28 protein-coding genes are annotated in these 26,144 nt (G+C 30.5%); 17 read left to right on the forward strand and 11 right to left on the reverse strand.

Going from position 1 to position 26,144, the window contains the following annotated elements; genetic code table 11:
* Positions 1–25 precede the first annotated feature (25 nt).
* From L3J07_01350 to L3J07_01385, 8 genes are all read left to right on the forward strand, one after another.
* Entirely contained in the window at positions 26–469 is a 444-nt protein-coding gene (locus L3J07_01350) for a hypothetical protein (protein ID MCF6276474.1), read from the forward strand.
* Positions 466–1,641, forward strand: coding sequence for an MFS transporter (locus L3J07_01355; GenBank protein MCF6276475.1), 1,176 nt, complete (start codon positions 466–468; stop codon positions 1,639–1,641). The genes L3J07_01350 and L3J07_01355 overlap by 4 nt, the downstream gene beginning before the upstream one ends.
* A gap of 61 nt (positions 1,642–1,702) precedes the next feature.
* A complete protein-coding gene (locus tag L3J07_01360; GenBank protein MCF6276476.1) occupies positions 1,703–2,389 on the forward strand; it encodes a hypothetical protein in 687 nt (228 codons plus the stop codon).
* A 137-nt stretch (positions 2,390–2,526) separates the two neighbouring features.
* On the forward strand, positions 2,527–3,963 hold the full coding sequence (locus L3J07_01365; protein ID MCF6276477.1) for a flippase: 1,437 nt from the start codon (positions 2,527–2,529) through the stop codon (positions 3,961–3,963).
* Positions 3,960–5,066 (forward strand): glycosyltransferase family 4 protein, encoded by a 1,107-nt coding sequence (locus tag L3J07_01370; GenBank protein ID MCF6276478.1) that lies wholly within the window; start codon positions 3,960–3,962, stop codon positions 5,064–5,066. The genes L3J07_01365 and L3J07_01370 overlap by 4 nt, the downstream gene beginning before the upstream one ends.
* 290 nt (positions 5,067–5,356) lie before the next feature.
* Positions 5,357–6,067: a glycosyltransferase family 2 protein gene (locus L3J07_01375; GenBank protein MCF6276479.1), complete on the forward strand. Its 711-nt coding sequence runs from the start codon at positions 5,357–5,359 to the stop codon at positions 6,065–6,067.
* 43 nt (positions 6,068–6,110) lie between these two features.
* Positions 6,111–7,133: a hypothetical protein gene (locus tag L3J07_01380; protein ID MCF6276480.1), complete on the forward strand. Its 1,023-nt coding sequence runs from the start codon at positions 6,111–6,113 to the stop codon at positions 7,131–7,133.
* Positions 7,117–8,097: a hypothetical protein gene (locus tag L3J07_01385; protein ID MCF6276481.1), complete on the forward strand. Its 981-nt coding sequence runs from the start codon at positions 7,117–7,119 to the stop codon at positions 8,095–8,097. The genes L3J07_01380 and L3J07_01385 overlap by 17 nt, the downstream gene beginning before the upstream one ends.
* 55 nt (positions 8,098–8,152) lie before the next feature.
* On the opposite strand, the gene L3J07_01390 is transcribed toward L3J07_01385, so the two are convergent.
* From L3J07_01390 to L3J07_01425, 8 genes are all read right to left on the reverse strand, one after another.
* Entirely contained in the window at positions 8,153–8,446 is a 294-nt protein-coding gene (locus L3J07_01390; GenBank protein MCF6276482.1) for a hypothetical protein, read from the reverse strand.
* Between the two features lie 126 nt (positions 8,447–8,572).
* Complete coding sequence (locus tag L3J07_01395) at positions 8,573–8,827, reverse strand: hypothetical protein (protein MCF6276483.1); 255 nt, start codon at positions 8,825–8,827, stop codon at positions 8,573–8,575.
* Between the two features lie 65 nt (positions 8,828–8,892).
* Positions 8,893–10,374, reverse strand: coding sequence for an O-antigen ligase family protein (locus L3J07_01400; GenBank protein MCF6276484.1), 1,482 nt, complete (start codon positions 10,372–10,374; stop codon positions 8,893–8,895).
* 82 nt (positions 10,375–10,456) lie between these two features.
* Positions 10,457–11,383, reverse strand: coding sequence for a methionyl-tRNA formyltransferase (gene fmt, locus L3J07_01405; GenBank protein MCF6276485.1), 927 nt, complete (start codon positions 11,381–11,383; stop codon positions 10,457–10,459).
* Positions 11,370–11,861 carry a peptide deformylase gene (def, locus tag L3J07_01410; GenBank protein ID MCF6276486.1) on the reverse strand — a complete coding sequence of 164 codons (492 nt, stop codon included), beginning with the start codon at positions 11,859–11,861 and terminating at the stop codon, positions 11,370–11,372. Before def ends, fmt begins: the two co-directional genes overlap by 14 nt.
* Positions 11,858–13,714, reverse strand: a complete 1,857-nt coding sequence (gene priA, locus L3J07_01415; protein MCF6276487.1) for a primosomal protein N' — start codon at positions 13,712–13,714, stop codon at positions 11,858–11,860. The genes def and priA overlap by 4 nt, the downstream gene beginning before the upstream one ends.
* A 2-nt stretch (positions 13,715–13,716) precedes the next feature.
* Positions 13,717–14,508: an AmmeMemoRadiSam system protein B gene (gene amrB, locus L3J07_01420; protein MCF6276488.1), complete on the reverse strand. Its 792-nt coding sequence runs from the start codon at positions 14,506–14,508 to the stop codon at positions 13,717–13,719.
* Between the two features lies 1 nt (position 14,509).
* Complete coding sequence (locus L3J07_01425) at positions 14,510–16,768, reverse strand: serine hydrolase (GenBank protein ID MCF6276489.1); 2,259 nt, start codon at positions 16,766–16,768, stop codon at positions 14,510–14,512.
* Between the two features lie 130 nt (positions 16,769–16,898).
* Here L3J07_01425 and L3J07_01430 point away from each other — a divergent pair, with 130 nt between their 5' ends.
* Positions 16,899–18,029: a 5'-nucleotidase gene (locus tag L3J07_01430; GenBank protein ID MCF6276490.1), complete on the forward strand. Its 1,131-nt coding sequence runs from the start codon at positions 16,899–16,901 to the stop codon at positions 18,027–18,029.
* 45 nt (positions 18,030–18,074) lie between these two features.
* On the opposite strand, the gene L3J07_01435 is transcribed toward L3J07_01430, so the two are convergent.
* The gene (locus L3J07_01435; GenBank protein ID MCF6276491.1) at positions 18,075–18,611 is read right to left on the reverse strand and encodes an ATP-binding protein; all 537 of its coding nucleotides are present in this window, start codon (positions 18,609–18,611) and stop codon (positions 18,075–18,077) included.
* 97 nt (positions 18,612–18,708) lie between these two features.
* On the opposite strand from L3J07_01435, the gene L3J07_01440 reads away from it, so the two are divergent.
* Positions 18,709–19,161 carry a hypothetical protein gene (locus L3J07_01440; protein MCF6276492.1) on the forward strand — a complete coding sequence of 151 codons (453 nt, stop codon included), beginning with the start codon at positions 18,709–18,711 and terminating at the stop codon, positions 19,159–19,161.
* A 31-nt stretch (positions 19,162–19,192) separates the two neighbouring features.
* On the opposite strand, the gene L3J07_01445 is transcribed toward L3J07_01440, so the two are convergent.
* Positions 19,193–19,672, reverse strand: a complete 480-nt coding sequence (locus tag L3J07_01445; GenBank protein ID MCF6276493.1) for a hypothetical protein — start codon at positions 19,670–19,672, stop codon at positions 19,193–19,195.
* A gap of 117 nt (positions 19,673–19,789) precedes the next feature.
* Here L3J07_01445 and L3J07_01450 point away from each other — a divergent pair, with 117 nt between their 5' ends.
* The 4 genes from L3J07_01450 (at position 19,790) to L3J07_01465 (ending at position 23,051) form a co-directional block, all read left to right on the forward strand.
* Entirely contained in the window at positions 19,790–19,942 is a 153-nt protein-coding gene (locus tag L3J07_01450; protein ID MCF6276494.1) for a hypothetical protein, read from the forward strand.
* Positions 19,943–20,037: 95 nt separating this feature from the next.
* The gene (gene rsmI, locus L3J07_01455; protein MCF6276495.1) at positions 20,038–20,703 is read left to right on the forward strand and encodes a 16S rRNA (cytidine(1402)-2'-O)-methyltransferase; all 666 of its coding nucleotides are present in this window, start codon (positions 20,038–20,040) and stop codon (positions 20,701–20,703) included.
* A 5-nt stretch (positions 20,704–20,708) separates the two neighbouring features.
* The gene (gene metG, locus L3J07_01460) at positions 20,709–22,235 is read left to right on the forward strand and encodes a methionine--tRNA ligase (GenBank protein ID MCF6276496.1); all 1,527 of its coding nucleotides are present in this window, start codon (positions 20,709–20,711) and stop codon (positions 22,233–22,235) included.
* 270 nt (positions 22,236–22,505) lie between these two features.
* On the forward strand, positions 22,506–23,051 hold the full coding sequence (locus L3J07_01465; GenBank protein MCF6276497.1) for a CvpA family protein: 546 nt from the start codon (positions 22,506–22,508) through the stop codon (positions 23,049–23,051).
* 43 nt (positions 23,052–23,094) lie between these two features.
* On the opposite strand, the gene L3J07_01470 is transcribed toward L3J07_01465, so the two are convergent.
* Positions 23,095–23,484, reverse strand: a complete 390-nt coding sequence (locus tag L3J07_01470; protein ID MCF6276498.1) for a hypothetical protein — start codon at positions 23,482–23,484, stop codon at positions 23,095–23,097.
* A gap of 120 nt (positions 23,485–23,604) precedes the next feature.
* Between L3J07_01470 and L3J07_01475 the strand changes: the two genes are divergently transcribed.
* From L3J07_01475 to L3J07_01485, 3 genes are read left to right on the forward strand one after another with little or no spacing between them, the layout of a single operon-like run.
* On the forward strand, positions 23,605–24,546 hold the full coding sequence (locus L3J07_01475) for a hypothetical protein (GenBank protein ID MCF6276499.1): 942 nt from the start codon (positions 23,605–23,607) through the stop codon (positions 24,544–24,546).
* A 5-nt stretch (positions 24,547–24,551) separates the two neighbouring features.
* Complete coding sequence (locus L3J07_01480) at positions 24,552–25,397, forward strand: TatD family hydrolase (GenBank protein ID MCF6276500.1); 846 nt, start codon at positions 24,552–24,554, stop codon at positions 25,395–25,397.
* A gap of 9 nt (positions 25,398–25,406) precedes the next feature.
* The gene (locus L3J07_01485) at positions 25,407–26,144 is read left to right on the forward strand and encodes a YceI family protein (GenBank protein ID MCF6276501.1); all 738 of its coding nucleotides are present in this window, start codon (positions 25,407–25,409) and stop codon (positions 26,142–26,144) included.

Below are 26,144 nucleotides of genomic sequence, written 5' to 3' on the forward strand. Positions count from 1 at the left end.
TTATTTAATCTGTTTAATTTTTATTATGCACAGAAAAACAATAAAATTTCTAAGAAAAAACTGGAAAACAATTTTATATGTTTTTCTAATTGGTTTTGCTATAAATTCTGTCTGGGAAATTTCCCATTCATTTTTGTATTCTTGCGCCGATAACCTCAAAGAACATATACCAATGTTAATCCGCGCCACTTTTTGGGATGCAGGATTTATTACAGTTTTGTATTTGTTTATTGCATTTTTGAAAGAAGACATAAATTGGGTAAAAAAGATAAATAAAAAAGATATAGTTTTGATTTTATTCATAGGATTTCTGAGTGCTACGGCTGTAGAATTGCATTCATTATATTTGGGAAAGTGGGGTTATAGAGAATCTATGCCGTTAGTTCCTTATTTAAAAGTAGGTTTAACTCCATTTTTGCAACTTGCCGTTACTTCGCTTGCGACTTTTTGTATATTTAGGAAATTATGAGAAAAACACTATTTATTGCGTTATTCATTGGTTTTGTAAATATATTGAGTTTTACGATTATAATTCCAATTATTTATGTGTACGCTCGTGAATATGGATTGAATAATTTTCAAACTTCACTACTTTTTGGTTTATTTCCTTTGGCACAATTTTTTGCAACTCCTGTGATAGGGAAGTTGGCAGATATTTTTGGTAGAAAGAAATTATTGGTAATAAGTTTGTTTGGAACTGGAGTCGCAAGTCTTATGACTGCTTTTGCACCGACTGTCTTGTTTTTATTTTTAGCTAGGTTTTTAGATGGAGTTACTGGAGGAAACAATTCTGTAGCCCAAGCTGTAATTTCTGATATTGTAGAACCTAAAAATCGCGCGAAAATATTTGGAATTTTTGGTGCTATGTTTGGACTTGGCTTTATTGTTGGGCCTATTTTAAGTTTAGTTTTTGTTAAGTATTCGCTAAATATGCCATACATTGCGTCGGCTCTTTTTGCATTTACAGCAATGATTATTACTTTATTTTTTCTTCCAGAAACTTTGAAAAAAATAGACGAAAAAACTAGTGTAAACTGTAAAAAATTATTTAATAAAGAAATTTTTACAGCTTATAAAATACCAAAACTAGCCCCTTTATTTATTATAAGTTTAGCAAGTGGACTTACTTTTACAATGTTTACTTTTACATTTCAACCTTATATTTTAAATGGTTTAGGTGGGACTGTCCAGGATATTACCTACTTACTTATACTTTTTGGAATGGTTAGTATGCTTGTGCAAATTTTTGCTATTGGTCCTATTTCTAAAAAATTCAAATTAATCTATATTATATCTGTAGCTTTATTTTTGCGTGGAATAACTTTTATATTATTACCAATTATTCCTATTTTTTGGTATTTTGTAGTAGTTTCTGTTGCTTTGAGTCTTGTAAATCCATTGGTAAAACCCATAATAACAACACTTATAACAAATATATCCGACAGTAAAAGAATAGGGGAGATGCTAGGTATAAACACTTCTTATTTAAGTTTATCAAACGCAATAGGTCCTGTAATTGGTGGAGTGCTTTTGGGTATAAATTTAAGAGCTCCTTTTATAATCGCAGGCATATTTATAATTTTTATAGCATATTTTGCTTTTAGATACAGATTTCATTACATTTCTATTGACAAAAGCTAAAAAATGTGATATTCTAATCTATTAAGTTTTGTTCATTTAAACTCAAAAAAAGAGGTGGGAGATGTCTATCTTTTTATTGGCTTTTGTTGGAATATTTGCACTTTTAGTCCACGAGTTGGGATATGTGTGGAAAGTAAGGCAAAAAGGAGTCGAAATAAAAGAGTTCGAAATTGGGCTTAAAATTTCTGAAAAACTTTCGTGGAGTTTTACTCCGCGCAAGCATTCTGATTTCAAAATTTCTCTGAATCCACTTTTAATAGCTTTTTTTACAAATGTTTTACCAGAAGATATTTCTAAGCTGGAAAGAAAAGACAAGATCTCTATTTTGAATGCTGGCGTAAAAACTAGTATTTTATATGGATTTTTTGCACTTTGGTTTTCTGGACTTATTTTCATAGTATTTTTTGCTGAAAGCTCCGAAAGTTTACAGCATTTTCTAACTATGACTTCTGGATTTATCGCTATTTGGGCAATTACAACAAGCGAAGATGCAAATATTTCTTTTCTTTTGAACATTGTTGCATGTTCATTGGTTTTTTTTGGAATCGGAACAGTTTATTTTTCTGGTTTCTATAAAATTACTGAATTTATAATTTTTGGAAGTTCAAAAATAGAAAATATTTTATTTTTTGAAATTATGCAATTCTTTTCTATCACCTCTATTTTTCTTGCAGGCTTATACAGTTTGCAAAATATAGGTCTCAGTATTGCGTGGGTGGTCAAAATTTTTAAAATTAACAATACATAAACGGACAGTTTGAAACTGTCCGTTTTTTTAATTCTCTAAAATAAAAAAGTTTTTAGATAATAAGTTTATTTTTTACATTTTTTTCTTGTTTTTTAACTATTTCTACGATAGAATAAGAATAAAGAACTTACAAAAATATGGCATCAACAACAAAAAATACAATGTTTATGATAACAGCTTCTATTGGTCAGAAGTTGGTTGCTTTTGTTTATTTTACACTTATTGCGCGCCAGCTGGGTGCTGAAGGTGTGGGAATGTATTTTTTCGCGTTATCTTTTACCACAATTTTTGTGGTTTTTGTGGATTTGGGCCTAAACAATGTGTTAATTCGTGAAAGCGCAAAATACAAAGAAAAAGCTCAATCATATTTTTCCAATGTTCTTTTTGCAAAGTTTATTCTTGGAATTTTTGCATATATTGGAGTGATTATTGCAATAAACGCAATGGGTTACGAAATGGATATAAAATCTTTGGTTTATCTTTCTGGAATTACAATGCTTTTTGATTCACTCCATCTTTCCATTTATGGGATTTTACGAGCATTTGGAAATTTAAAGTACGAAGCAGTTGGAATTGTAATGAGTCAAACCATTACATTTATTTTGGGAACTTTTTTCCTTTTCAACGGTTATCCGCTTATATTTTTGATGTTTGCATTTCTAATTCCAAGTATGTTAAATGTATTTTATTCTGCAACAGTTTTGTACAAAAAACATAAAATTTCACTGCGTCCAAAATACGACAAAAAAGTTTTTATTCGTCTTATACAAATCGCCATTCCGTTTGCAATTGCTGCTATTTTTGCGCGGGTTTATTCTTATGCAGATTCCATTTTACTTTCCAAGCTCGCCGGCAACGAAGCAGTGGGTTGGTATAGTATTCCATACAAAATCACTTATGCTTTTCAGTTTGTGCCACTTGCTTTTGTGGCTGCACTTTACCCACGCTTTAGTGAATATTTTGTTTCAGACAAAAAGAAATTATCAGAATTATTTGAAAAAAGTTTACGATATTTGCTTATTGTGGTTTTTCCAATTTCGGTTGGAATCGCAGTTTTGGCCAAAGATATTATTTTGACAATTTATACACCAGAATTTTCAAATTCAATTTTACCTTTGCAGATTTTGGTTGGAAGTTTGATATTTTCGTTTATCAGTTTCCCAATTGGTGCTTTCCTAAATGCTTGCGACAGGCAAAAAATACAAACAGTAATTGTTGGTTTTGTAATGGTTGTAAATGTTGGATTAAACTTAATATTAATTCCAATTTACGGAGTTGTTGGAGCTGCTATTTCTGCTTTGGTTGGAAATATTTTACTTGCAGTTTTGGGTTATACAATTGTGCCACAAGTTATAAAGTTGAAACATTCTAGAATTTTCAAAATGTTTCTTAAATCCGCCTTTTCAGCTTTAATTATGGGAATTTTTGTATGGTGGACCAACATATATATAAATTTATTTGGTGCAGTTCTGGTTGGAGCGGTGGTTTATTCTGTCATGGTTTTTGCCACGAAGACAATGACAATTTCACAAGTAAAAGACGCTTATTTTATTTTTAGGAAAAACAAAATATGAAGAAAACTTTAATAATCACACTAGAATATCCACCACAAATTGGTGGAATTTCTACTTATATTTCTGACTATTCTAAGCATTTGGGTGGAGAGGTTTTTATTTGGGCTCCAAAAAATAAAGAAGTTATTGAAAAAGAAAATTTATTTCGTGGTGAACCGTATTTTTTACTATTTTGGCCAAAGTGGTTAAAATTATTTTTTCAAATTAGAAAAATTGTAAAAAAAGAAAAAATAGAATTGATCCATATCCACCATGTGCTTCCAGTTGGTTATATAGCGTATCTTATCCATAAGTTGTACAAGATTCCATATTTAGTTTTCTTGCACGGCACAGATGTGCAGATGGCGGTGAGGACAAGAAGAAAAAAGAAGTGGTATGCAAAAATTGTAAACAATGCAGAAAAGATTGTGGTGAACAGTGAATATTTAAAAACGCAGGCTATAATAAATACAAAAAGTTTAATTGAAAAAACTGTAGTTGTTTATCCTTGTCCAAACAACAAATTCCTTCAAAATTACGAAGGAGATTTGGAAAAATTAAGAAGCGAATTGGCATTGGGTGGGAAAAAGGTAATTTTGACCGCAAGTAGAATTGCAGAAGGAAAAGGGCACTCACTTTTCTTGCAGGTTTTACCAGAAATAATAAAAGAAATGCCAAATGTAATTTGGCTTGTGGCAGGTAGCGGAGAAAAAAGCGATGTTTTTTGGAAGATTGTGCGTGAGAAGAATTTGCAGAATTTTGTAAGATATTTAGGAGATGTTCCAAATGGAGAATTACAAAAATATTATAATTTGGCAGATCTATTTTTACTTTTAACTCATAAAGACAAAGAAAATAATTTAGAAGAAGGTTTTGGTTTAGTTTTCCTAGAAGCTGGGGCTGTGGGTTTGCCGTCTGTTGCAGGAATTAGCGGGGGAGTACAGGAGGCTGTAATAAATAACAAAACAGGTTTTGTGGTAGATGCTTACGATGGAATTTCTGTAAAAAGTGCAGTTATAAGATTATTGCAAGATGAGGAATTGTCAAAAAGTTTTGGTGAAAATGCAAAAAATAGAGTAGCACAAGAATTTGTGTGGGAAAAACAACTAACAAAAATATTGTAAAAAGTAGAAAGTTTATAAAGTCGAAAGTTGAGAAAATATATATGTCATCCCGAACGAAACAAGGTGGAGCTTGAGGGATCTTGGAAAAGTATCATCAAAATTATGAATTTTATGTTTTGGTGAATTAAATTGTGGGATCCTTCGATTGTCGCTCAGGATGACGTTATTATTTTACGTCATATTGAGCGGAACAAAGTGGAGTCGAAATATCCCCGTACAATATCACCAAAACATAAATAATTATAATAAAACATCAGTCCTTTGTTCAAAATAAAACAATAATTAATACTATGAGCGATTTGATAAGTGTAATAGTGCCAACATATAATCCAGGAAAACATTTGCTAGAAACACTGCAAAGTATAATGGTGCAAACTTACAAAAATATAGAAGTAATTGTAGTGGACGATGGAAGTAAAATTCCTGTGGAAGACATGCTCAAAGATATGTTATTTTTTGAAAAGATTACTTTGATAAGACAAGAAAATCAAGGTGCGCCGTCGGCAAGAAATAAAGGGTTTAGTAAATCAACTGGAAAGTTTGTGATTTTTTGGGATGATGATATTGTGGGTGAATTGGATATGCTAGAAAAAATGCACTTGGCTTTGGTAGAAAATGAATCAGCGAGTTTTGCTTATTCTAATTTTCACTTTGGTTTCAAAAAAATGCCAGCAATGGAATTTAATGTGGAAGAATTGAAAAAGAAAAATTACATAATTACAACTTCACTTATTTATAGAGAAGATTTTCCCGGATTCGATGAGTTTTTGAAAAGGTTTCAAGATTGGGATTTGTGGCTAAATATGGCAGAGAAGGGTAAAAAAGGAATTTGGATAAATGAATATTTGTTTAAAGCAACTCCCAAAAAAGCTGGAATAAGTACTTGGCTTCCAAAGTTTGCCTACAAAAAACCTTGGAATTTTCTACCATTCTTCAAAAAACGAGTAAAACAACACGAAAAAGCCAGGAAAGTGATAGAGGAGAAATATAATTTGAAATAAATTTATTTTTTGAGATATTCTATTTTAGGTGTAAAATAAAAGTGTGGAAAATAAAAAACAAATTTTAGGACAATTTTTTACTAAAAATAACTTCTGGCTTAGGAAGCATGTTTTTGATTTTATAAAATCAACAAATTCTAAAATAGCGTTCGATCCTTTTGCTGGAGGAGGTGATTTATTAAAAGTTGCAAAAGAGATTGGATTTAAAAAAACAATTGGTTTGGATGTGGATTTAGAATTAAATTGGAAATTTAATGATAGTCTTTTAGATATACCTATTATTAAAAATAGTATTATAATCACTAATCCTCCTTATTTAACTAATTACAGCGCTAAAAGAAAAAAAATTTATAAGCAAGTTGCAAATTATTTTGAAAGTTCTAAGTTTAATGATTTATATCAAATAGCAATTGAAAGGAGTTTAAAAAATAATTTTGGCGTTATGATTATTCCAGAAACATTTATAAATTCAAAATTTCCAAAACATAGAATGAAGAGTATTACAATTATAGAAGGTTTAATGTTTGAGGATACAGAAATTCCAACTTGTGTTGTTTGTTTTGATAATAAAATAAAAAATTATAATAAAATTTTATTATATAAAAATGATAAACTTTTAGGTGATTTAGATAAATATGAAAAAATGAGATTTAAGCCAACAAAAAATATTCCAATTAAATTTAATGCACCACATGGAAAAATAGCTTTAAGAGCTGTAGATACAACAAGCATAGAAAGACCAATATCTTTTATGAAAAGAGAGGAGCTTAATTATTCATTATCTAAAATTAAACAAAGTTCTCGTTTAATAACTTTAATAGACATAAATATTAAAGAAGAAAATATAGAAAAAATTATAGAAAAAAGTAATAAATTATTACAAGAATTTAGAATAAAAACAGATGATGTATTATTATCACCATTTAAAGGAAATAAAAAAAATGGAGAGAGGCGAAGAAGATTAGATTATTTAACCGCTAGAGCTATTTTAGAAAAAGCATATGATTCTTTAATTTACAAAAAACAAATGAATATAAACAGTTTATTATATGAAAAAAATAAATAATATAAAATTATTTGAATTTTCACTTGAAAATAAAGAGTCAATAATTGAAGATTGGTATATAAAAAATGAAGATTTGATTATTTCCGATAATCCTAATAAGCCAAATGAATTAGTGAGTAAAAATGTTGAATTATTAGAATTAATTTCTACTTATAATTTTGCTAAGAAAAAAAAGAATAATAAATTAATGAATCAAATTATTCTAGATATACTAGAGGTTTTAAAATATAAAAATATAAATTATTCAGAATTTGTATCATTTTGGTCTGTTGTAGATTTGTCTTATAGTGGATTTTGTTCGATTGAAGAAAAAGAACAAAGAAAAATAATAAAAAAGATTTTAAATAAATATATTGATTTAAGACACAAAACTTATTTAAAATATGGTTATACGCCAGTTACACTTCAGGTCGGTCGTGATGCTAAAGCACATAAACAAAGTGGTTCTTTAGGAAATATTAAAGTTTCTAGTATTTTAAAAGATGCTGGTTTTGAAGATGGTAACCACAATAAAATTGAAGATTTTTTGTCTTTTAATAAGAAAAAGTTTATTGAAACAGATAAAAAAGGTAAAAAGCTTTTTAAAGATATTTTAAAATATTTTAAAATTAATTTTAAATGGAGTTCCAAAAAAGAAGATAAAATGCCTGATTTTCTGTTTCGTTATAGAAATAATATTTATATTTTAGAACATAAACATATGAAAGAGGGTGGTGGTGGACAAAACAAACAAATGAATGAGATAATATCACTTATTGAACAAAGCGAAAGAAAGAAAAAAGTAAAAATATATTATATTTCGTTTTTAGATGGAACATATTTTAATTTACTTTCAGATAACAAAAGTAAAAAAGATAAAATTAAAAAACAAATAACAAATATAAATAATAATTTAGAAAAAAATGAAAGAAATTATTTTGTAAATACTGCTGGTTTTACAAAATTTGTGGAACAGTTTAAATAAAATGTTATATAAAAACAATAAAATAACCCACCAGTGATTCTGGTGAGTTTTATTTTTATGAAATGTCTGAAATATATTGAGCAAGCTGTTGGGTAAAAAATCCGGTGGGGAATAAGTTGGCCATTGTTATCTCAACTCGCATACCATGATCTTCTATTATGGAACCTCCTTTGATTTTTAATCTTTGCAATATAGTTTTTGTTCCTATGTAAAAAGTGAGAAAACATCGCTGTTCCATGCGTAGAAGTTTCTCAACCCAATCCAAATTTACTGGTGAAAAATCTATGCGAATTCTTTCAGATTTTTTGCAGGCTTCTGATAGTTTCTTCTTCAATTCTTTATTTTCCACTTCTATCTTCTTTTGTAAAAAGATCTTAATTTAAGATTAAACTAAAAATGGTGCTTTGGCAACTTAAAATGAAAAAAGTGGCATGGCTCGTAGATGAGCGGTGCCACTTTTGTGACTATTTTCTTATTATGTCATCCCTATTCCTATAATAAAAAGTACAAAAGAAGTAGGAAATCCTACTATAAATGTTTTAGCTGAGTGTTTTCCTAAAAACGGAAACCACAAAAGCAAAGACCATAAAAAAAGAAAATAAACTATGCTTAATGTTAAGATAATTATTAAATATGTAATTTTTGAAGGTGTTATTTCATAAACTAAAAAAGAAAAAAATAAAGGAAAAATTAGAAAAATAACGGTAATTACATTTTTTAACTTAAACATGTTAAACTCCCTTAAAGCACTTTTGTCAAGAGTATTTGGGTAATTTTGGCTAAATTTAGCCAAAATTATTTGTGTACAAAACGGGTGAAAAAGTCGGTTATTTTCTCCCAAATTGTTACAGAGTTAGAAGATATAGATATAACAATTACAATGAAGAATAACCCAAGCGTATGGAAAAGTGCTGGAGTTGTGATATTTATGATAAGTAAAGCAATAAGCCCAGCAAAAAGCCCAATATATAGGTTTTTGTAATCACTTTGGACAATATTTATTTTTGTGATTAATGTCCGTTTTATATACAAAATTAAGGCCAAAAATATGGCAAGTCCTATGATTCCAAGTTCGGCTAGCATTTCGAAATATCCCCAGTCAAACTGCCGTGTAGTGATTTTGTCATAACTTATTAAACTTGTGTAAGTGATAGTTGCCCCAAGTCCAGATCCTACAATTGGGCTGGCTTTTATTTTGTCGAAAATAGGTGTAATTAAGGTCATTCTGGTGGCTGTGCTTGTCTCTATTTGTGGTTGCACAAAGCTAGCTGTACGAACTCCCAAAAGTGGAAGTCCGAGTGAACTTCCACCGCTTGCGAGTAGGGAAGTACCAAAAAATATCAAAAATACAGAAGCAATACTAAAAGCACAGATTTGAGTCCATTTTGTCCAGCTATGTTTGTATTTGAGAGTCAAAAGTCCAACTCCAAATCCTAAAAAGTATGCACGGGAAAAGTTGAGAATTAAGACAAAAAAACTAAACAGCAAAAGTGCTACTAAGAATTTTTTGTAGTCTTTTTGTTTTTTAATTAGAAGTCCAACTAAAACTAAACTTAAAACTACAAGAAGTAAATGTTCTGGCGTTACAATTCTAAAAAATCCATCTCCCATTTCTGTGATTTTGCCCATTGCCACATCGCGAAACCATTTGTAATAAATTCCATGGATTTTGGTAAAACCAGCCGAAAAAACAATAAAATTGAATAACGAAAATATAAATGAGCCAGTTATAAAAGCCACTGCAAATTGTAAAAATTTAATTTGAGTTTCGCGTTCTTTTAGAAAATAATAAGAAGCCGGTGTAAGAAGTAAAATTGAAAATGGTAGAAAATCTTGTACAACAGCTCTAAACCCATGACCATTTACAAGTGCCATTACAGAAGTTAAGCCTAGATAAATTAGTAATAATAAAATTAAAAAAGAAGGGACGACAGGAAGCGAAGCATTGTGTTTGTATTTTTTGCTTAAAAGTGGAGTAATAAACCAAAGAGCTATAAAAGTAAGTACAAGCATGGTTCGAATGGAAAGCCCAGCAAACTCAAAGAAATGTCCAGCTCCACCCAAAAATAATTCACCGATTAAAATTATCCACGCCCACTCGGGTTTGTAAAAATATAAAATTCCAAATAAAAAAACAAAAGACAGTGATATTATTGCCTGGATAAATAAATGTGGTGCAAGGAAAAAAGATAGAATTCTTACGCCAATAAAAATGGAAACCATAAGAAGAACATTCTCGTTGAAGATTTTTTTTGGATTTGCGAGGAATTTTAGCATACTTGAAGAGTTAGTTTTAAATATTGTTTCTACCTAAATCCTAAAATTTAGTTAACGAAACCATACTTAAAACTAACTCTCATTACGAAAGCTGTGCGTTATCTATTGCTTTAAAACCATTTGTGAAAGTTTGTGCATCCATTTTATTTTTTCCTTCTAGTTGAAGTTCTAAAATTTCAATAGATTTTTCACCAGTTCCTACGAAGATTTGCTTTCCTTCTATCAGTACTTCTCCTACGTGGATTTCCTTTTCTGAAGGTTTAATTTTCAAAAGCTTTAGATTTTTTCCTTCCCAAGAAGTAGAAATTCCTGGCCAAGGAGTTAGCCCACGATATAAATTATAAATTTGAGCATTTGTTTGGCTCCAATCTATCTTACCATTTTTTCGGGTTAGTTGTCTGCAAAAAGTTGCTTTTGAGTCGTTTTGCTCTTGGGGAATTATATTTTTATCTATAAAATCTTTGGCAGTTTGAGCAATTATTTTTGCACCAATTTCTGCTAATTTTTCATCTATATCCAAATAGGTGTCATCTGCTAAAATTTCCAATTTTTCTTGTTTCAAAATTGCACCTTCGTCTAAACCTTCGGACATTTGCATAACCGTAATTCCAGTTTCATCATCACCATTTATAAGTGTAGTTTGAATTGGAGAGGCTCCACGATATTTGGGAAGTAGCGAGGTGTGCACATTTAAAATTCCATGCGTTGGAGCTTCCAAAATCTGATTTGGAACGATTAAACCATATTGCGCAGTAATTCCCACATCTGTTTTAAAATTCTCGGCATTTGCTGTTTTTAGGCTTTCTAGTTGAATTACTTCCAAACCATTCTTAAGTGCAAAAACTTTCACCGGCGGAGGAGTCATTACTTTTTTTCTGCCAACAGGTCTGTCTGGTTGAGTAATTACTTTTTCAACAGAAATAAAAGGCGCTTTCAAAAGTCCTTTCAAAATTTCTACCGCAAAATTATGCGTCCCAAAAAATATTACTTTTATTTTAGATTTTTCCATTTATTTCTTCTTCGTGGATATTTTTAGCTTTGAATATAAAAAGTTCGCCGTTCAAATGGTCAACTTCGTGTTGAATAATACGAGCAAAAAATCCATCGGCCTCAAAAGAAAATTCTTCACCTTTTTCATTTACTGCTTTTACTTTTATATTTTTCATTCTTTTTACCTTCCCAAAAGTGTGCGGAACAGAAAGACATCCTTCGGTATCAGAAACTTTTTTTCTACTAGTCTTTTCCCAAGTTGGGTTGAACATTACCAAATCTTTTTTGTCTGGAGTGAATTGTTTTGTAATTATACAAAGTCTGATTTCTTTTCCAATTTGTGGCGCAGCCAAACCAACTCCGTCTGCGTTGTACATAGTTTCTACCATATCCTTTATCAACTTTTTTGCTTCTTTGGATACCACAAAATCAAGATCAACCTCGCGGGACCTTGTAGTTAAAATTTCATTTGGATGTTTTAAAATTGGTAAAATCATATTGATAATAGTGATAATGGATTTACATCAATCCGCCATTCGCTTGGGATCTTTTTGTTAATTTCCGCTATTTCTTTATATACATTATAGCGTTTTTCGTCTGTTTCGTGAAGCTTTTTTTTCAGCAAAATCACAAACCAATATTTCCCCCTATAAAACATTGGCGTGCTTTGTAGTGGACCCATTATTTTACATGTTTTTACCCCGTTTGTCAATTCATTATACAGTTTTTCTGCTTCTTTGTGAGCGGTAAATTCATTTTCGTGGCCATACATGTATTTTACAATAAAACTATATGGTGGATAGTTTAAAGCTTTGCGCCCATTCAAATCCATTCTATAAAATCTATCTGGTTCAAACAAAGATTTAAACAAAAAATGGTTTGGCGATAAAGTTTGTACAAAAAATGAACTATCTTTTTTTCTAGTAAACTGAACTTTTTGAATTAAATGCCAAATTTTTTCTTGAGCACCAAATTCTGGCAAATTTAATTCTGTATCAATATTTACAAATAAAAATAGTTTTGTCTTCTCCCAACGGATATTTTTGAAAGCCTTTGCAGTTCCTACAATTATTCTTTGCCCTTCTTTAAAATCTACATTTTCATCATCGCCATCTATTCTATAGATTTCTTTATTTGGCAATATTTTTCTTAATTCTTTTTCGATTCCTTGTGTCCCAGCTCCAAAGTTTTTTATATCGATACTTCTACATTTTGGACATTGAACTAAAATATTCTTTTTTATTTTACAATAATGACATTGCAAAGTTTCTGTCTTTTCATGTGTGACGAGCGGTAGATTACATTTTTCACATCTTTCTATATGTCCACAATTATTACAAATAAGACATCCCGAAAGCCCGCGTCTATTTATATATAGAAAAATATCGCCAGTTTCTTCTTTTAATTTCTCCTCTGCATACCAAGAAAAAGGGGAGTAGTTTTTTCCTCTCCTCTCGTCCACCATATTTATTATTTTTGGTAATTCTTGCGGTGGTGTGCTTATTTTTTCTTTTATATTTTTTGGTGCATCATAAATATTTTTGTAAATAGAAAAATAAGTTTCAGAACTAGGGGAGTAGCTGGTTAAATTTATTTGAATTCCAAAAATTTCAGTGTAAAGGTTTGCAATGTCTTTTGTGTTATAACGTGGATTTTGATCCCAATGTTTATGTCCTTCGTGGTGTTCTTTGTCTATTACAATATTTTTTAAATTTGGAATTGGTAGAAAAACAGCGCCACGAGTTCCAATTATTATTTTTTTATCTTCATTTCTTATTTGAAACCAAGTATTAAATTGTTCTTTTACGCTCAAACCGCTATGCCAAACAATCACATTTTCTTTTGGTAAAATATTCAAAATATTTTTAATATCTTCTTTTTCTGGGACTATTATTAAAGTTTGTTCAGATATTATTTTTTTTAAATATTTTTTTTGTTCTTCTAAATTTTTATATACAAAAATTTTAGTTTTTTTAAAGTTTTTACTGTTTTCTTCAATTTTTTCTATTTCAACTTTTTGCAATTTCCTTGTTTGGAGAGGTGGAAGCATCATTTTCAAAATAATCGCTGGAGAAACGCCATAAAGTCTTGCAGACAAAATTCCAAACTCAATATGTTTTGCAGTCAAAATTGGTGTTTTAAGGATAATATTTTCAATTTCTCTTGCTTTTCCTTTTATTTCTGTCTTATCCATAACCTCAAAAACAACCCCAAATAAACTGGATTTTCTAAAAGGTATTTTTACTAGTTGTCCTACTTGAATACTGTTTTCAAACTCAGCTGGAATTTTGTAATCAAACCAACCAAGTCCAAACGGCATTTTTCTAAGAGGTATTATTTTTGCAAACACATTTAAAAATCAAATTTTCCTACTAAATAACCAACACCAAAAGGGTGCTCATACGAAAGATTTTTAAAATGGAAGTTTTTATTTTTTAAAATTCCAAGAAGTATTAGAATTGAACGATAGCCACATTCGGATGCTCCTTTTATTAATTCTTCACTAAAGTTTGAAATTCCCAGAGTATTTCGTGTTTCCAGAAGTTCTATTAAAATATTATCGAATTCCTTTCCTTTTTCGTTGAATTTTACAGGAGAATCATGTGTAAGTGAGTGAGATAAATCACCAGAAGCTATTACTGCAATTCTAAGACTTTGGTGAGAAATTACCTCTTTTAATGCACTTCCAAAATTTATATGTTCTTTTGTGGAAAATTCACTATAGCCAATTGGTAAAATTTTTACATTTGGTAGATGTTTTGTTAGGTAATGAAGTGGAATTGTAGCCCCGTGATCCAATTTTTCTTGGCTCACAAGTCGTGCAGGAGTTTTTGTGTGCATTTGTGCGCGTGAAACCAAAGCAGCTAATTCGGGTATTCCATACCATTCTTTTTTTGTAGCCACATCTCCAAATTCTTCAAAAGAAGACATAAAGTGAGTATGAGCATTTACAGTAAAAGCATCCTTAAAAAAAGATCCGTGAGGTGAAATTGTAATAATTACATTTGGCTTTGTCACATAAAGTTCAGCTTCAAGCTTTTCCATTGCTTCTTTAGTTTTTTTTATAACATCTAGCTTATCCTTTCCAATGTTTGGAATTAGGGCGGGCGAGTGCGGTGTAATTGCTGCAAATACTAAAGACATATTAAAAATTATTTATAACCCATTTGCTTAGTTTATTTGGCTCTACAAATCGGTTTTGGTAATCTGGATTTCCCATTGTTGTTATTACAAACTTTTTGCCATCAGATTTTCTTTCTATTAACATTGCTAAGTTTGATCCGGCTTCGTACAAAAACCCTGTTTTACTAGAAATTATATTGTAAGGTAAATCGGTGTATTCAAGTAACTCGTTAGTGTTATAGTCATAATGATGTTCTCGACCATCTTTATCAATAATTTCATCATATTCATAGCTAGCCAGCCCCATTATTTTTTGCAAAGATCCATTTGCTATTACTTTTTTGAAAAGTTTTGTATAGTCTAAAACTGTAGATTTATTGCCTAAATCATATCCATAAGTGTCTGTAAAACTAGTATTCGAAAGTTCCCATTCTGTTGCTTGTTTATTCATCCTAGAAATAAATGAAGGCTCGTATTTTTCTACCTCACTCACTAACATTTTAGCGGGTGTGTTTAGAGATGAAACAAGGAGTGCATTCATTATATCTTTGTTTCTAAAAGTTTCTCCTTCAGAAACGCGGAAGTAATGCATCGTAGATTTGTGTTCACTAGATTTGTATGTGACTGTTCCAATGTTTGAAAGTGTAAGTCCTTCTTGCAAAAGTCTGAAAGCTGTCATAACTTTTGTAAAAGAAGCCATTGGTCGAATTACATTTATATTTTTTCCAGCAAGAATTTTTTCAGTTTCATATTCAGTCACAAGATAAGCGTCTATTGTTGTTTCAAAAACATCTCCCACAAAAGCTGTCTCAGTTTCAGGAGTTTTTTCCATTAAATCTTCTATATTGCTCGGTATTTCTTCTATTGTGGGTTCTTGTGCTACTACTTGAGTTGTTTGGTTTACTGGTTGAATTTCGCCACGCAAATATATTGCTTCTCCAGTAATATGACTCATTCCAGTAAACTGATCTGTCCAAATTATATTTTTCCAGTTAAATCCAAGTCCGTTGAAAACATCTTCATCTGCAATGTGTCTTTTTTTACCATTTTCAACTACATAAATTTTGTTTGAGCCTGTGATTCCAAAAAGTGTTCCATTTTTAAATAATATAGCATTTCCCAAAACTAATTCTCCTAAATCTGCTAAGTTTACAGTTTCTATTGAAAATTCAGAAAAATTTGTTTTTGCTATCTGCGGATCTGTCACTGGCATGTAAACACCACTTTTAAAGAAGTAATATTTACCAAGTTCTTCTATCTTTAATAATCTACCAAGCGGATTTTCTTGGTTGGCTGTGATAGTTTCACCTATTGAGTAAGCATCCAAATCTGCAGTTGTGACATTCACAATTTCATCTGGATGATATCCAAGTTGTTTTACTGTTTCGTAGTTTGCAAATGGACGCTTATGGTCATAATCAAGTAGATAATATTTTACTCCATTTTTCACAACACTAAAGTTCGGAAGGTTTAATGGTTTGCCATCTTCATATCGTGAAAGCTCGGATGCAGGAGCTGTAATAATAAATTTTGGATCAAATCTGGAAATAAGAACAGACATACTGGAAATCAATCTTTTTTCGCCATCTTGGAGTAAGTATATTAACTTAGTTTCAGCGTCTTGAAGAAGTGTTCCGTCTGGATAGCGCTGTTCAAACCAAGTATTCCAAAGTTTCCAAAAGTTTTTGTTTCCCAAAATGTGAGGAGTATAAGTATATAAAAAAGCAGTTGCAGAACTAGCTGGAACTATAGTTTGCCCATCTATATTATATGCAACTGAAGCTTTTTTAATCCACGATTCGCTATATTGGTTGTCGTAATACCAACGCATAATTCCAGCCGCACTGTCCACTTGAGTTCCAAAACCAATATGTTTTTGAAGTGTAGGGTCGCTCATACTACAATTATCACAAATTCCATAGCCAGTTGCCCAATTTAGTTGTTTTTGTGTTGGGTTTGTAGTTGAAATTAAACTTTGTTCTTTTTGTAATTTTACAAGTAGGTATTTTGGATTTATCTTGTTATCTTGTGCAGAGCGATAAATAATATCTGACGCAGTTCTGTTCACACCATTTTTGTCTGGGCTTTTGTAAGTGGATAAAAATTTTCCATTTGCCAACAAAAAAGCTTGAATATCGGCGCGGTTCATACTGGAATAATTTTGTAGTTCGGAGTCACTAATTATAAAGTTTGGATTGAAATCTTCTACAGCAAGTACAAAAGTGCTTGGGATGAGTAAGCCTAAAATTGCCAAAAAGAATATAATTTTTGTTGATTTCATAAAAGTTTGTTATTAAGTATCTATTATATCAGTAGTAAAATTAACAAACAAGAGGGGGGTTAATTACTTGATTTTTTATTAAAAATATGATAGTTTAATTTTATGTCCTTTAACAACAGGAGAGGAGAAAATGAGAAAATTTGAGAAAGCAGATTTAGGTAAACTTCCAGAGAATTCTAGATTTCCATTATTGCATTTTGTTATTACACCAGATGTACTTTTTGATGAAGATGGTATGAAACTTTCAGGAATTACTTTTTTGAAAAAGTTTTTGAATCTTCATAAATTTGGACCAAAAGATGACTTTGGATTTGCAGATACAAAAAGATTGCTTGTAAAAGTGAGTATTGTTGCACTGAAAAATCCTAGTAAAATAGGTGATTTTTTTGAAGCTTTAAAAAAAGCAGATTTTGAAGAATTTTTTGATCAGTCACTTTTTGAAGTTATTTTCATTGGAAATAACAAAAATACAAAAAATACACTTGTTTATCTTGTAGATGTTTTAAATGCAGATTTATTTTTGTCTGCAGACGAGGAATTGGTTAGACATGTTATGAATGAGGGTTTTCTCTCTGTTAAAACTATTCCAAAACGCCACCAAGAAGTAAAATCAGAAGTTCCATTTGTTTTGGCTATCGATTTTGATGGTGTTTTGGCTGATGATAGTGCGGATAGAGAATATGAAAAATATGGATTGGTCAGATTCAATGAGTATGAAACAGAAAATGAGGGTAAGCCACTTTTGTGGGGACCGTTCGTTGATTTTTCTATAAGATGTGCTGTTCTTCGTTCTGTTTTTCCAGATGATTACAGCATGTCTCCATTTCAAATTGTTTTGGCGACAGTTCGCGGTTCTACTAGGTTTTGTAGGGCTAAGCTTACTTATGAGCAGTTTAATTTTGCTCCTGATATGGTTTTCGGATCTTGTGGTGAACCAAAAGGAAAATTACTAGAAGCACTTAGTGTAGATTTGTTTATTGACGATAGTAAACAACATGTGGAAGATGCAACTAGAAATGCTGTTTACGCAGTCCATGCATTGTATGGATATAAAAATCGTAAAAGTCCTTGTTTGAATACTAAAAAGTCTATATTTGTTTTTTTGAAAGAAAAAGAAAAGATTGCGATTACTGGAAAAATACTTCCCAGAGTTAATAAAAAAGTCTCAAAACAAAAACCAAAAAAAAAAGAGATGTGGAAGATTTTGATTCTAGTTTTGAATTTACACATACAGTATCTTGTGCATGTGACGAGTGCTTAGAAAAAGATATGTTGAGTAATAAATAATAAAAATAAGAGCGTTGTTTCAACGCTCTTTTATTTTATTCAAAATAAATTGTAAGTGAATATTGTAATCAATGGTTGGTAAAAGTTCGTGATAATTTATTTTATGTTTTTTTAATAATAAAGAAATTAAATCATCTATTTCATTTCTAAAATCAGAATCTACTGAGCGTACACCATCGTTAGTTGCTTCTAGGCCAAGTTTTTTTGTTTTAAATACAAAATCATAACTTGGCATATGTTCTACAGCTTTTTTTTCATATTCATATAAATCCAAATCTTTTGAAGCTCTTTGCATATAAGCAAAATTATCTAAAGTCGCACGGTCACAAATCAAAAAACCATTTGGCAGGTATAATTCATTTTCAAGCCTAAACTGATTATCTAAAATCCATTTTTGTGCTTTAAAATTGGAAGCTTCGTTTATTGGAAAGGGACACTCGCGCGCAAGTTCATTTAGATAATTTACATTATTACCAAGTTCATTCAATTTTTCCGCTAGAATTCTGCCAAGAGTAGTTTTTCCAGTTGAGTGTGTTCCAATTAATGCAATTTTCATTTAATATGATTATTTAATTTTATAAAAAGTATATCATACTTGAAATTTATGCTAATGTTTATATAAAGGCTCTTTAAATATTTTAAAGGAGGATAATGTGGAATTTCAAAAGCTGTATAAATTATCTGTTTTTATTTTTGTTGCAATCACTATAATAATTGCAACAATTTATTTAAATGTCGGTTGTGATGATTTTAGAGACACAAAAATATCTATAGAATATGAAAATATGATAGAAGTAGGAGATATTTTTTTTGTAAGAGCTAGTGCATCGCTTTCACTTCCCGAAAACCCTATATTTTTAAAAGGAACAAAGCAAGAACATAGAAATTTAAATAAAAGATACTCATTAATTTTAGGGCGTTGGTGTAAATTAAAAAAAGGTGGATATTTCAAAGTTTTAGATTTAAATAAGGATGAAGACGAAAACACAACTATTACATTTATTTATATTTTGAATGATTTAAGGTATCCCTCAAATAATTTTTGTCCGAGTGGTCTGAAAGGGTATTTATATTTAGATGAATTCATTTCAAAAATAGAACAATAAGAAAAGGTCGCAAATTTGCGACCTTATTTTTTTACCAACCTTTTCCATTTCCATTTGTTGGTTTTTTTTGAGATTTTACTTTTTTATATTTTTCCACTGGCGTTGGATTTTGAACAGAGAGAACTATGGAATTATCAACAAGAAGTTTATATATCTCGTCTGGATTTCCTTTGAAGGTAAAATTTCCTTTTAAAGTTGCAAAACTTTCTTCTAAATCTTCAGTATAACCTTGTGTGCAAAAACTTAATTCAGCAGTTTCTGCTTTTATACCTAAACTATTTTTTAAAAAAGGAATTAAGTCTGAAATTTCACTTAAAAAAGATTGCTCTACGCCGACTGCTAATTCTATTTCAACTTTCCAAAGCCACTGATTGCAGTTTAAACAATAATACGTGCCACTAGTATAGACACCAGCATTTCTCATTATAAGAACAAGTTTAGACGGATTTTTCCTACATTTTTTGCAAGCAGAAAAAAAATTTCCACGAGATCTTTCATATTTATATCCCATTTCTACCTCCTTTGGTATGTATATAGTATCCATTTTATTTTTATTTTTGTCAATTTTCATTGACAAAATACTTATTTTATGATAAGTTTCTCTGTACGCATTTACACAGGAGGATCTGTGAATAAGTTTTTTGAGTTCTTTTTGGAGTTTGTTTTATTTGTCCTTTCTTTAGCTGTATTTGCTTTTATTGCAAAAGCACATTATTCTCATGTAAAAATTAACAGTAAATATGTTAAAGAGAGAAATGCGAGAAAAGCTCGCTTATTCTAAATTTTAAACAAAAGAAGGTTATTTAAAACCTTCTTTTTCTTTTTATCTTGATTTTTAGTTAAAATTGGTATAATCTGTATATATAAATAAAGACTATGAACAAAGGAAAATTATACATTGTGGCTACTCCAATTGGAAATTTGGGGGATATAAGCCAAAGAGCATTAGATATATTGCATGAAGTGGATGCAATTTATTGTGAAGATACGAGAGTGACTAGTAAACTCTTGAGTTATTTTAATATACAAAAAACACTGCAATCTTATCATCAACATAGCGAAGATAAAAAAGCACATGAGATTTTGGATCAGCTAAATTACGGAAAAGATTTGGCATTGGTGACAGACGCTGGAACTCCGGGGATTAGTGATCCTGGAGGTAAATTGGTTGAATTTTTGTCTTATGAAAATATAGAAATGATACCAATTCCAGGAGCTAGTGCGGTGGTTACAGCACTAAGTGCTTGTGGATTTCCAGCAGAAAAATTTTTATTTTTAGGTTTTCCACCACACAAATCTAAGCGTAAAAAGTTTTTTACAGAAGTTGCGGAAAACAAATATACAACAGTTTTTTATGAATCTCCTTATAGAATTCACAAAGCACTAAAAAATTTAAAGGAAGTTTTAGGCGAAGATAGGCAAATTTGTATTTGTCGTGAACTTACAAAAAAGTTTGAAACTATATATCGTGGTACAATAGAAGAAATTATTGCACAAGATATTCCTGCAAGAGGGGAATTTGTTGTAGTTGTTAGAAAATAGAAAATATGAAAAATTTTTACATTAGTACATCTATTCCCTATGTAAATGGTGAACCACACATTGGCCATTCTTTGGAATTTATTCAGGCAGATGTGGTGGCGCGTTACAATCGTCTTTTGGGAAAAGATGTATTTTTTGTTTCTGGAACAGATGAAAATTCACTGAAAAATGTGCAATCAGCAAATAAAGATGGAAAAGATGTAAAAGATTTTGTAGATGAGTATTCACAGAAATTCCAAGATTTGGTAAAAGATTTGGATATTTCAGTGGATGATTTTATTCGTACCACAGAAGATAGGCATTTCAAAGGTGCACAAAAACTTTGGGAAACATTAAATAAGGATGATATTTATAAAAAGAAATATAAAGGACTTTATTGTGTTGGTTGTGAAGCTTTTTATAATGAAGATGAATTGGAAGATGGAAAATGTCCAGAACACAAAAAAGAACCAGAAGTTATTGAAGAGGAGAATTATTTTTTTAAACTTTCAAAATATGCAGATAAAATAAAAGAACTTTTGAATTCAAAAGAACTGCAAATTATTCCAGAAAATAGAAAAAATGAAGCACTGTCTTTCATAGAAAAAGGGTTAGAAGATTTTAGTATTTCTAGATCAATCGAGCGTGCACACGGTTGGGGAGTGCCAGTTCCAAATGACAAAAGTCAGATAATGTATGTTTGGGTAGATGCGCTTTCAAATTATATAAACGCACTTGGTTTTGCAGAAGATTCACAAAAATACAAAGATTTTTGGATTCAAGAAGGTCAGGATAGGGAAGTGCTGCATACTTTAGGAAAAGGAATTTCTAGATTTCATGTTTTGTACTGGATTGGTTTACTGCTTTCTGCAAAAATTCCACTTCCTACACAAGAATTTATACACGGATATATCACTATAAACGGTGAAAAAATAAGTAAATCACTTGGGAATGTAATTGCACCAAAAGAATTGGTGGAGAGGTATGGAGCGGACGCAACTCGTTTTTATCTTTTAGGTGCTGTTTCTAGTTTTCAAGATGGAGACTTTTCTTTTGATAAATGCGATGAGTATTACACAGCGCATTTGGTAAATGGAATTGGAAATTTAACCTCTCGTGTTTTGACAATGGCAGAAAAATACACCAAAAATTTAGTGCCAGCAGTAAAATACGATGTTTTTGATACAGAAAACTTTTGGGTAGATTACAAAAAAGCTATAGAAAATTTTGATTTTCAAAGAGCTGTAAAACAAATAAATAGTTTAACTGCAAAAGTAGATGGTTATATTTCCGAGCAAAAACCTTGGGAAAAGGCAAAAGCAGGCGAGGATGTTTCTGGGACTGTTTATCAACTTTTGGAAGTGTTGCGTCATTTGGCTGTGGCACTTTTACCAATAATTCCTAGTACAGCAAAGCAAATTTTGGTACAATTAGACATAGAAAAGGAAGATTTAAATTTTGAACAAGAAACTGCGTGGGGACTTCTAAAACCTCAAAGCGAAATTAAAAAAGGTAAAATTCTTTTTCCAAGATTAGAGAGGTTAGCAGACTAAGAAGGAAGAGGAGTTAAAAAGTTTATGTTTAATGATATAAATTGGGGGATCCTTCGACTTCGCTCAGGATGACGTCTTTTTTTATGTCATATTGAGCGAAGTGAAACGGAGTCGAAATATCCCCATGCAATATCACAAAATATAAATAATCAAAATAAAACATTAGTCCAGTTTTATACTTTCCTAACCCAAACGAACAAAGTGAGTGATTCACCAAGCAAACAAAGAGCCTAGCGATTCATCATTCTTATTAATATAAAATTCTTCCATATGGAATTCCATTTAATTGACGTAGTTTTTATAGTCATAATTTCTGGATTTGCGTTTTTTGGGTTTTGGTTTGGTTTTGTTCATACTTTAGGTTCACTTCTTGGAACTATTTTTGGTGCTTTTGTGGCGAGTAGATATTACGAAGGTTTTGCAGGTTGGCTAATGAGTATAATGGGGTGGGATGAGAATGCAACTAGAGTTCTGGCATTTATAATTCTATTTTTTACATTAAACAGACTTTTTGGTTTGGTATTTTCTATTTTAGATAAATTTTTAGGTGTAATTACAAAAATGCCTTTTGTTCGTTCGTTCAATAAATTCCTTGGATTATTGTTTGGACTTTTGGAAGGATTACTTAGTATTGGGTTGGTAATTTATTTTATAGAGCGTTTTCCATTGGCAGACAAACTTATGGAAAACTTAGCAGAATCTGTTGTTGCTCCATACGCCTCTAAAACAGCCTATGTATTTTTACCACTTTTGCCAGACGCTCTGAAAATACTTCAGTCTACAGTAGATTATGTTGCAAATATCTTCCTAAAATAAACTTCAATTAAAAAACTCGCTAAATTTAGCGAGTTTTTAACCTCTAGAACTCAAAATATTTTACTGTAATTGTATGAATATCGCAGAAATTAAAAGATAGTGTCTCGTGCACTTTTTCATTTTTATTTGGTTGGGGTGTATATAAAAATAAAACTGAATTTTCTGATATATCAACCTCAACTTTATTTATAGGTGAAATTGTAATAGTAAAAAATTTAGAGAGATTTTTATCTAGAGTTTCAAAAATCTGTTTTTTTGCAATAAATCTAATTTGACAAACACCATCATAATTTAATGCATCTTTAATTTGTTTTATTATTAAAGTATAATTTTCTTTAGGCTTGTCTAATTTATCAATTGCATCAGAAATTTTTCCAAGAGCATTAACCAAATCATTTTTAATTTTTTTTGCAGTTTCACTCAATTTAAACACGATAAACCCCCTTTATATTCTGGTTTTATAAAATGAACTGTAATAAATTTAGCATAAAATAGTAAAAAAGTCAATAAAAAAGCTTGTAATGTTATAATTAATAATGCATAATATTCGAATATGTATTTAGACAAAACAAAAAAGTTATTAATTAGAGAAACATTAGCATTGTTAGATGTTGTTTGTGGTTTGGAAAATATTCCTTTGGATTTAATAAAAGATAATCAAATTTATTCAGCAGAAGATTTACATAAAAGTTGGAATTTTTTGACTGATCCAAAAAATCACAATGAAAAAGAGTTTTGCTATTTGGTTCACGGCTTGCAAAATAGTATTTCACGAATAAAGCAGTTTTTGTTTATTTACGAAAAAGATGTCTGGAATGATACTCATTATTTTGATTTATTGAAAAATCCGTTTGAGATAAATAAAAAGAAATTAATTTCTGCGTCGGTTGTAAATAATTCTCACATAAAAACTTATGGCGAACTTGGTTTAATTTTAAAATTTCCGTTTGAAAATATTCTGCACACTTGTATTTCGGACAGTGGCACAGATTTTACAAACCCAGAATGTGTTTTGAAAAATTCCAAGAAAATAGTTTTACCAATAGAAAATTTGATAAATCAAAGTTGTAAAAATAGTTCATATAATGAAGTGGTTTTGACAGGAAAAACAGAAAGTGGAGAGATAGAGACTGTTGGATTTTGGGTAAATACTTTTGAAGATGGAGAGCCGATAGATATGGATGGTTCGGATAAATTAGCTTTTTTGAGTAAAGAATATAATTTGCCATTAATAAAATTTGTAAGGAATATAGATGATTTGCAAGAGAAATTATTGGAAGTTCTGGAAAGAATAAAAAATAAAAATCATTACTCACTTGCAATAAATGAAGGTGAAAAGAAATTTTTGGTAGATTGCAGTGCAGGAAATTTTAGAATGATAAACGAAAAATTAGAAGAAATAAAACTAGATTTAGAAACTACAAGAAAAATAGAAGAAAGAACTTTAAAATTATTACAAAACCTTGCAAATAGCTGGGAAAAAGCGTTAATATAAGATGTATGATTATAGATTCACATTCACATATACAATTTAAAACTTTTGTGGGTGATGTAGAAAATGTTATAAAAAGAACTTTGGAAAAAGGTGTTTTTATAAATACGGTTGGTACGCAAAGCAATACAAGTAAAAAAGCAGTAGAAATCGCAGAAAAATACGATGGAGTTTTTGCGACGATTGGAGTTCACCCAACCCATGTTTTTAGTACAGATGTAGAAGAGGAGGGAAGTGCTTTCAAATCTCGCGCAGAAGATTTTGATTATGAATTTTATAAAGATTTAGCAAAGTCACCAAAGGTAATTGGAATTGGTGAAACTGGAATGGATGGTTTTCATATTCCAAAAAATTTAGACAAAAAAGAAGTTTTTGCGAAACAAAAAGAAATTTTTCTAAGTCATTATAAATTGGCGCAGGAGTTAGATTTACCACTTGTAATACATGTTCGCGATGCTCACGAGGAATTGCTGAAAGTTTTGAGTGAATTACCAAAACCAATTCGTGGAGTAGTTCATTGTTTTACTTCCAATTGGGAAGATGCACAAAAATATCTTGACTTGGGATTACATTTGGGGTTTACTGGTATTGTGACATTTTCACCAAAGAAAACAGACCCGCAAACACAACTAGATTTGCTAGAGGTTGTAGAAAATTGTCCACTTGATAGAATGTTGGTGGAAACAGATGCACCGTTTTTAGCCCCACAAAAATATAGAGGGAAAAGGTGTGAGCCATGGATGGTAGAGGAAGTTGTAAAATTTATCGCAGAGTTTAGGGGTTTGGATGAAGGGGAATTGAAAAAACAAGTTTTAAAAAATACAAAAAGTTTGTTTACAAAAATAAATATTTAATTTAAGAATATGGAAGAAAAAAGTTTAACAAAGTTTATATTGGTAGGAGTTTTTGCTATTGCTGTGGTAGCTCTTGGTTTTTGGGTTGTAAATTATGAAAAACCAGAGCCAGAGCTAACTCAAGAGACAGCTGGTCCAGATATTTCTGGAGTGAGCATTATAGATGAAAGTGATGATATTTGGTGGGATGAAGAATATTCTATAAATATTGAAAATTCAGAGTTGCGTTGGACTGGATATAAGCTAGCAGGTTCTCACACTGGAACTGTTGGAATAAAAGAAGGAATAATCTTAGAAAAAGATGGTATTTTTGCAGGAGGTTGGTTTAAGATAGGTATGAATAGTATTTTAGTAGATGACATAGAAGATGAGGAATCAAACAAAAGTTTGGTAGACCATTTGAAAAACGAAGAATTTTTTAATACAGCTGAATTTCCAGAAGCAACATTTACAATAGATCAGGTTTTAAAAGAAAAAGGTGTTAATATGTATAGTACAATTGGAAAATTTACAATAAAAGGTGTAGAGCGTGAAATTGGTTTGTTTACTCATATTGTAAAAGAAGGTGATAGGTATATTATAAAATCTGATTTCGCAATTGACAGAACACTTTGGGGAATTCGCTATGGTTCAAATAAATTTTTTGATGATTTGGGGGATAAGCTAATAGACGATACAATAGAATTTGAATTGAAAATGGTTTTGGATAAAGAAGATGTACAGGTAAATGAAGAGGTTGTAGAGTAG

This window comes from Candidatus Magasanikbacteria bacterium (assembly GCA_021648085.1).
Taxonomy (GTDB): domain Bacteria; phylum Patescibacteriota; class Patescibacteriia; order Magasanikbacterales; family UBA922; genus JAKITS01.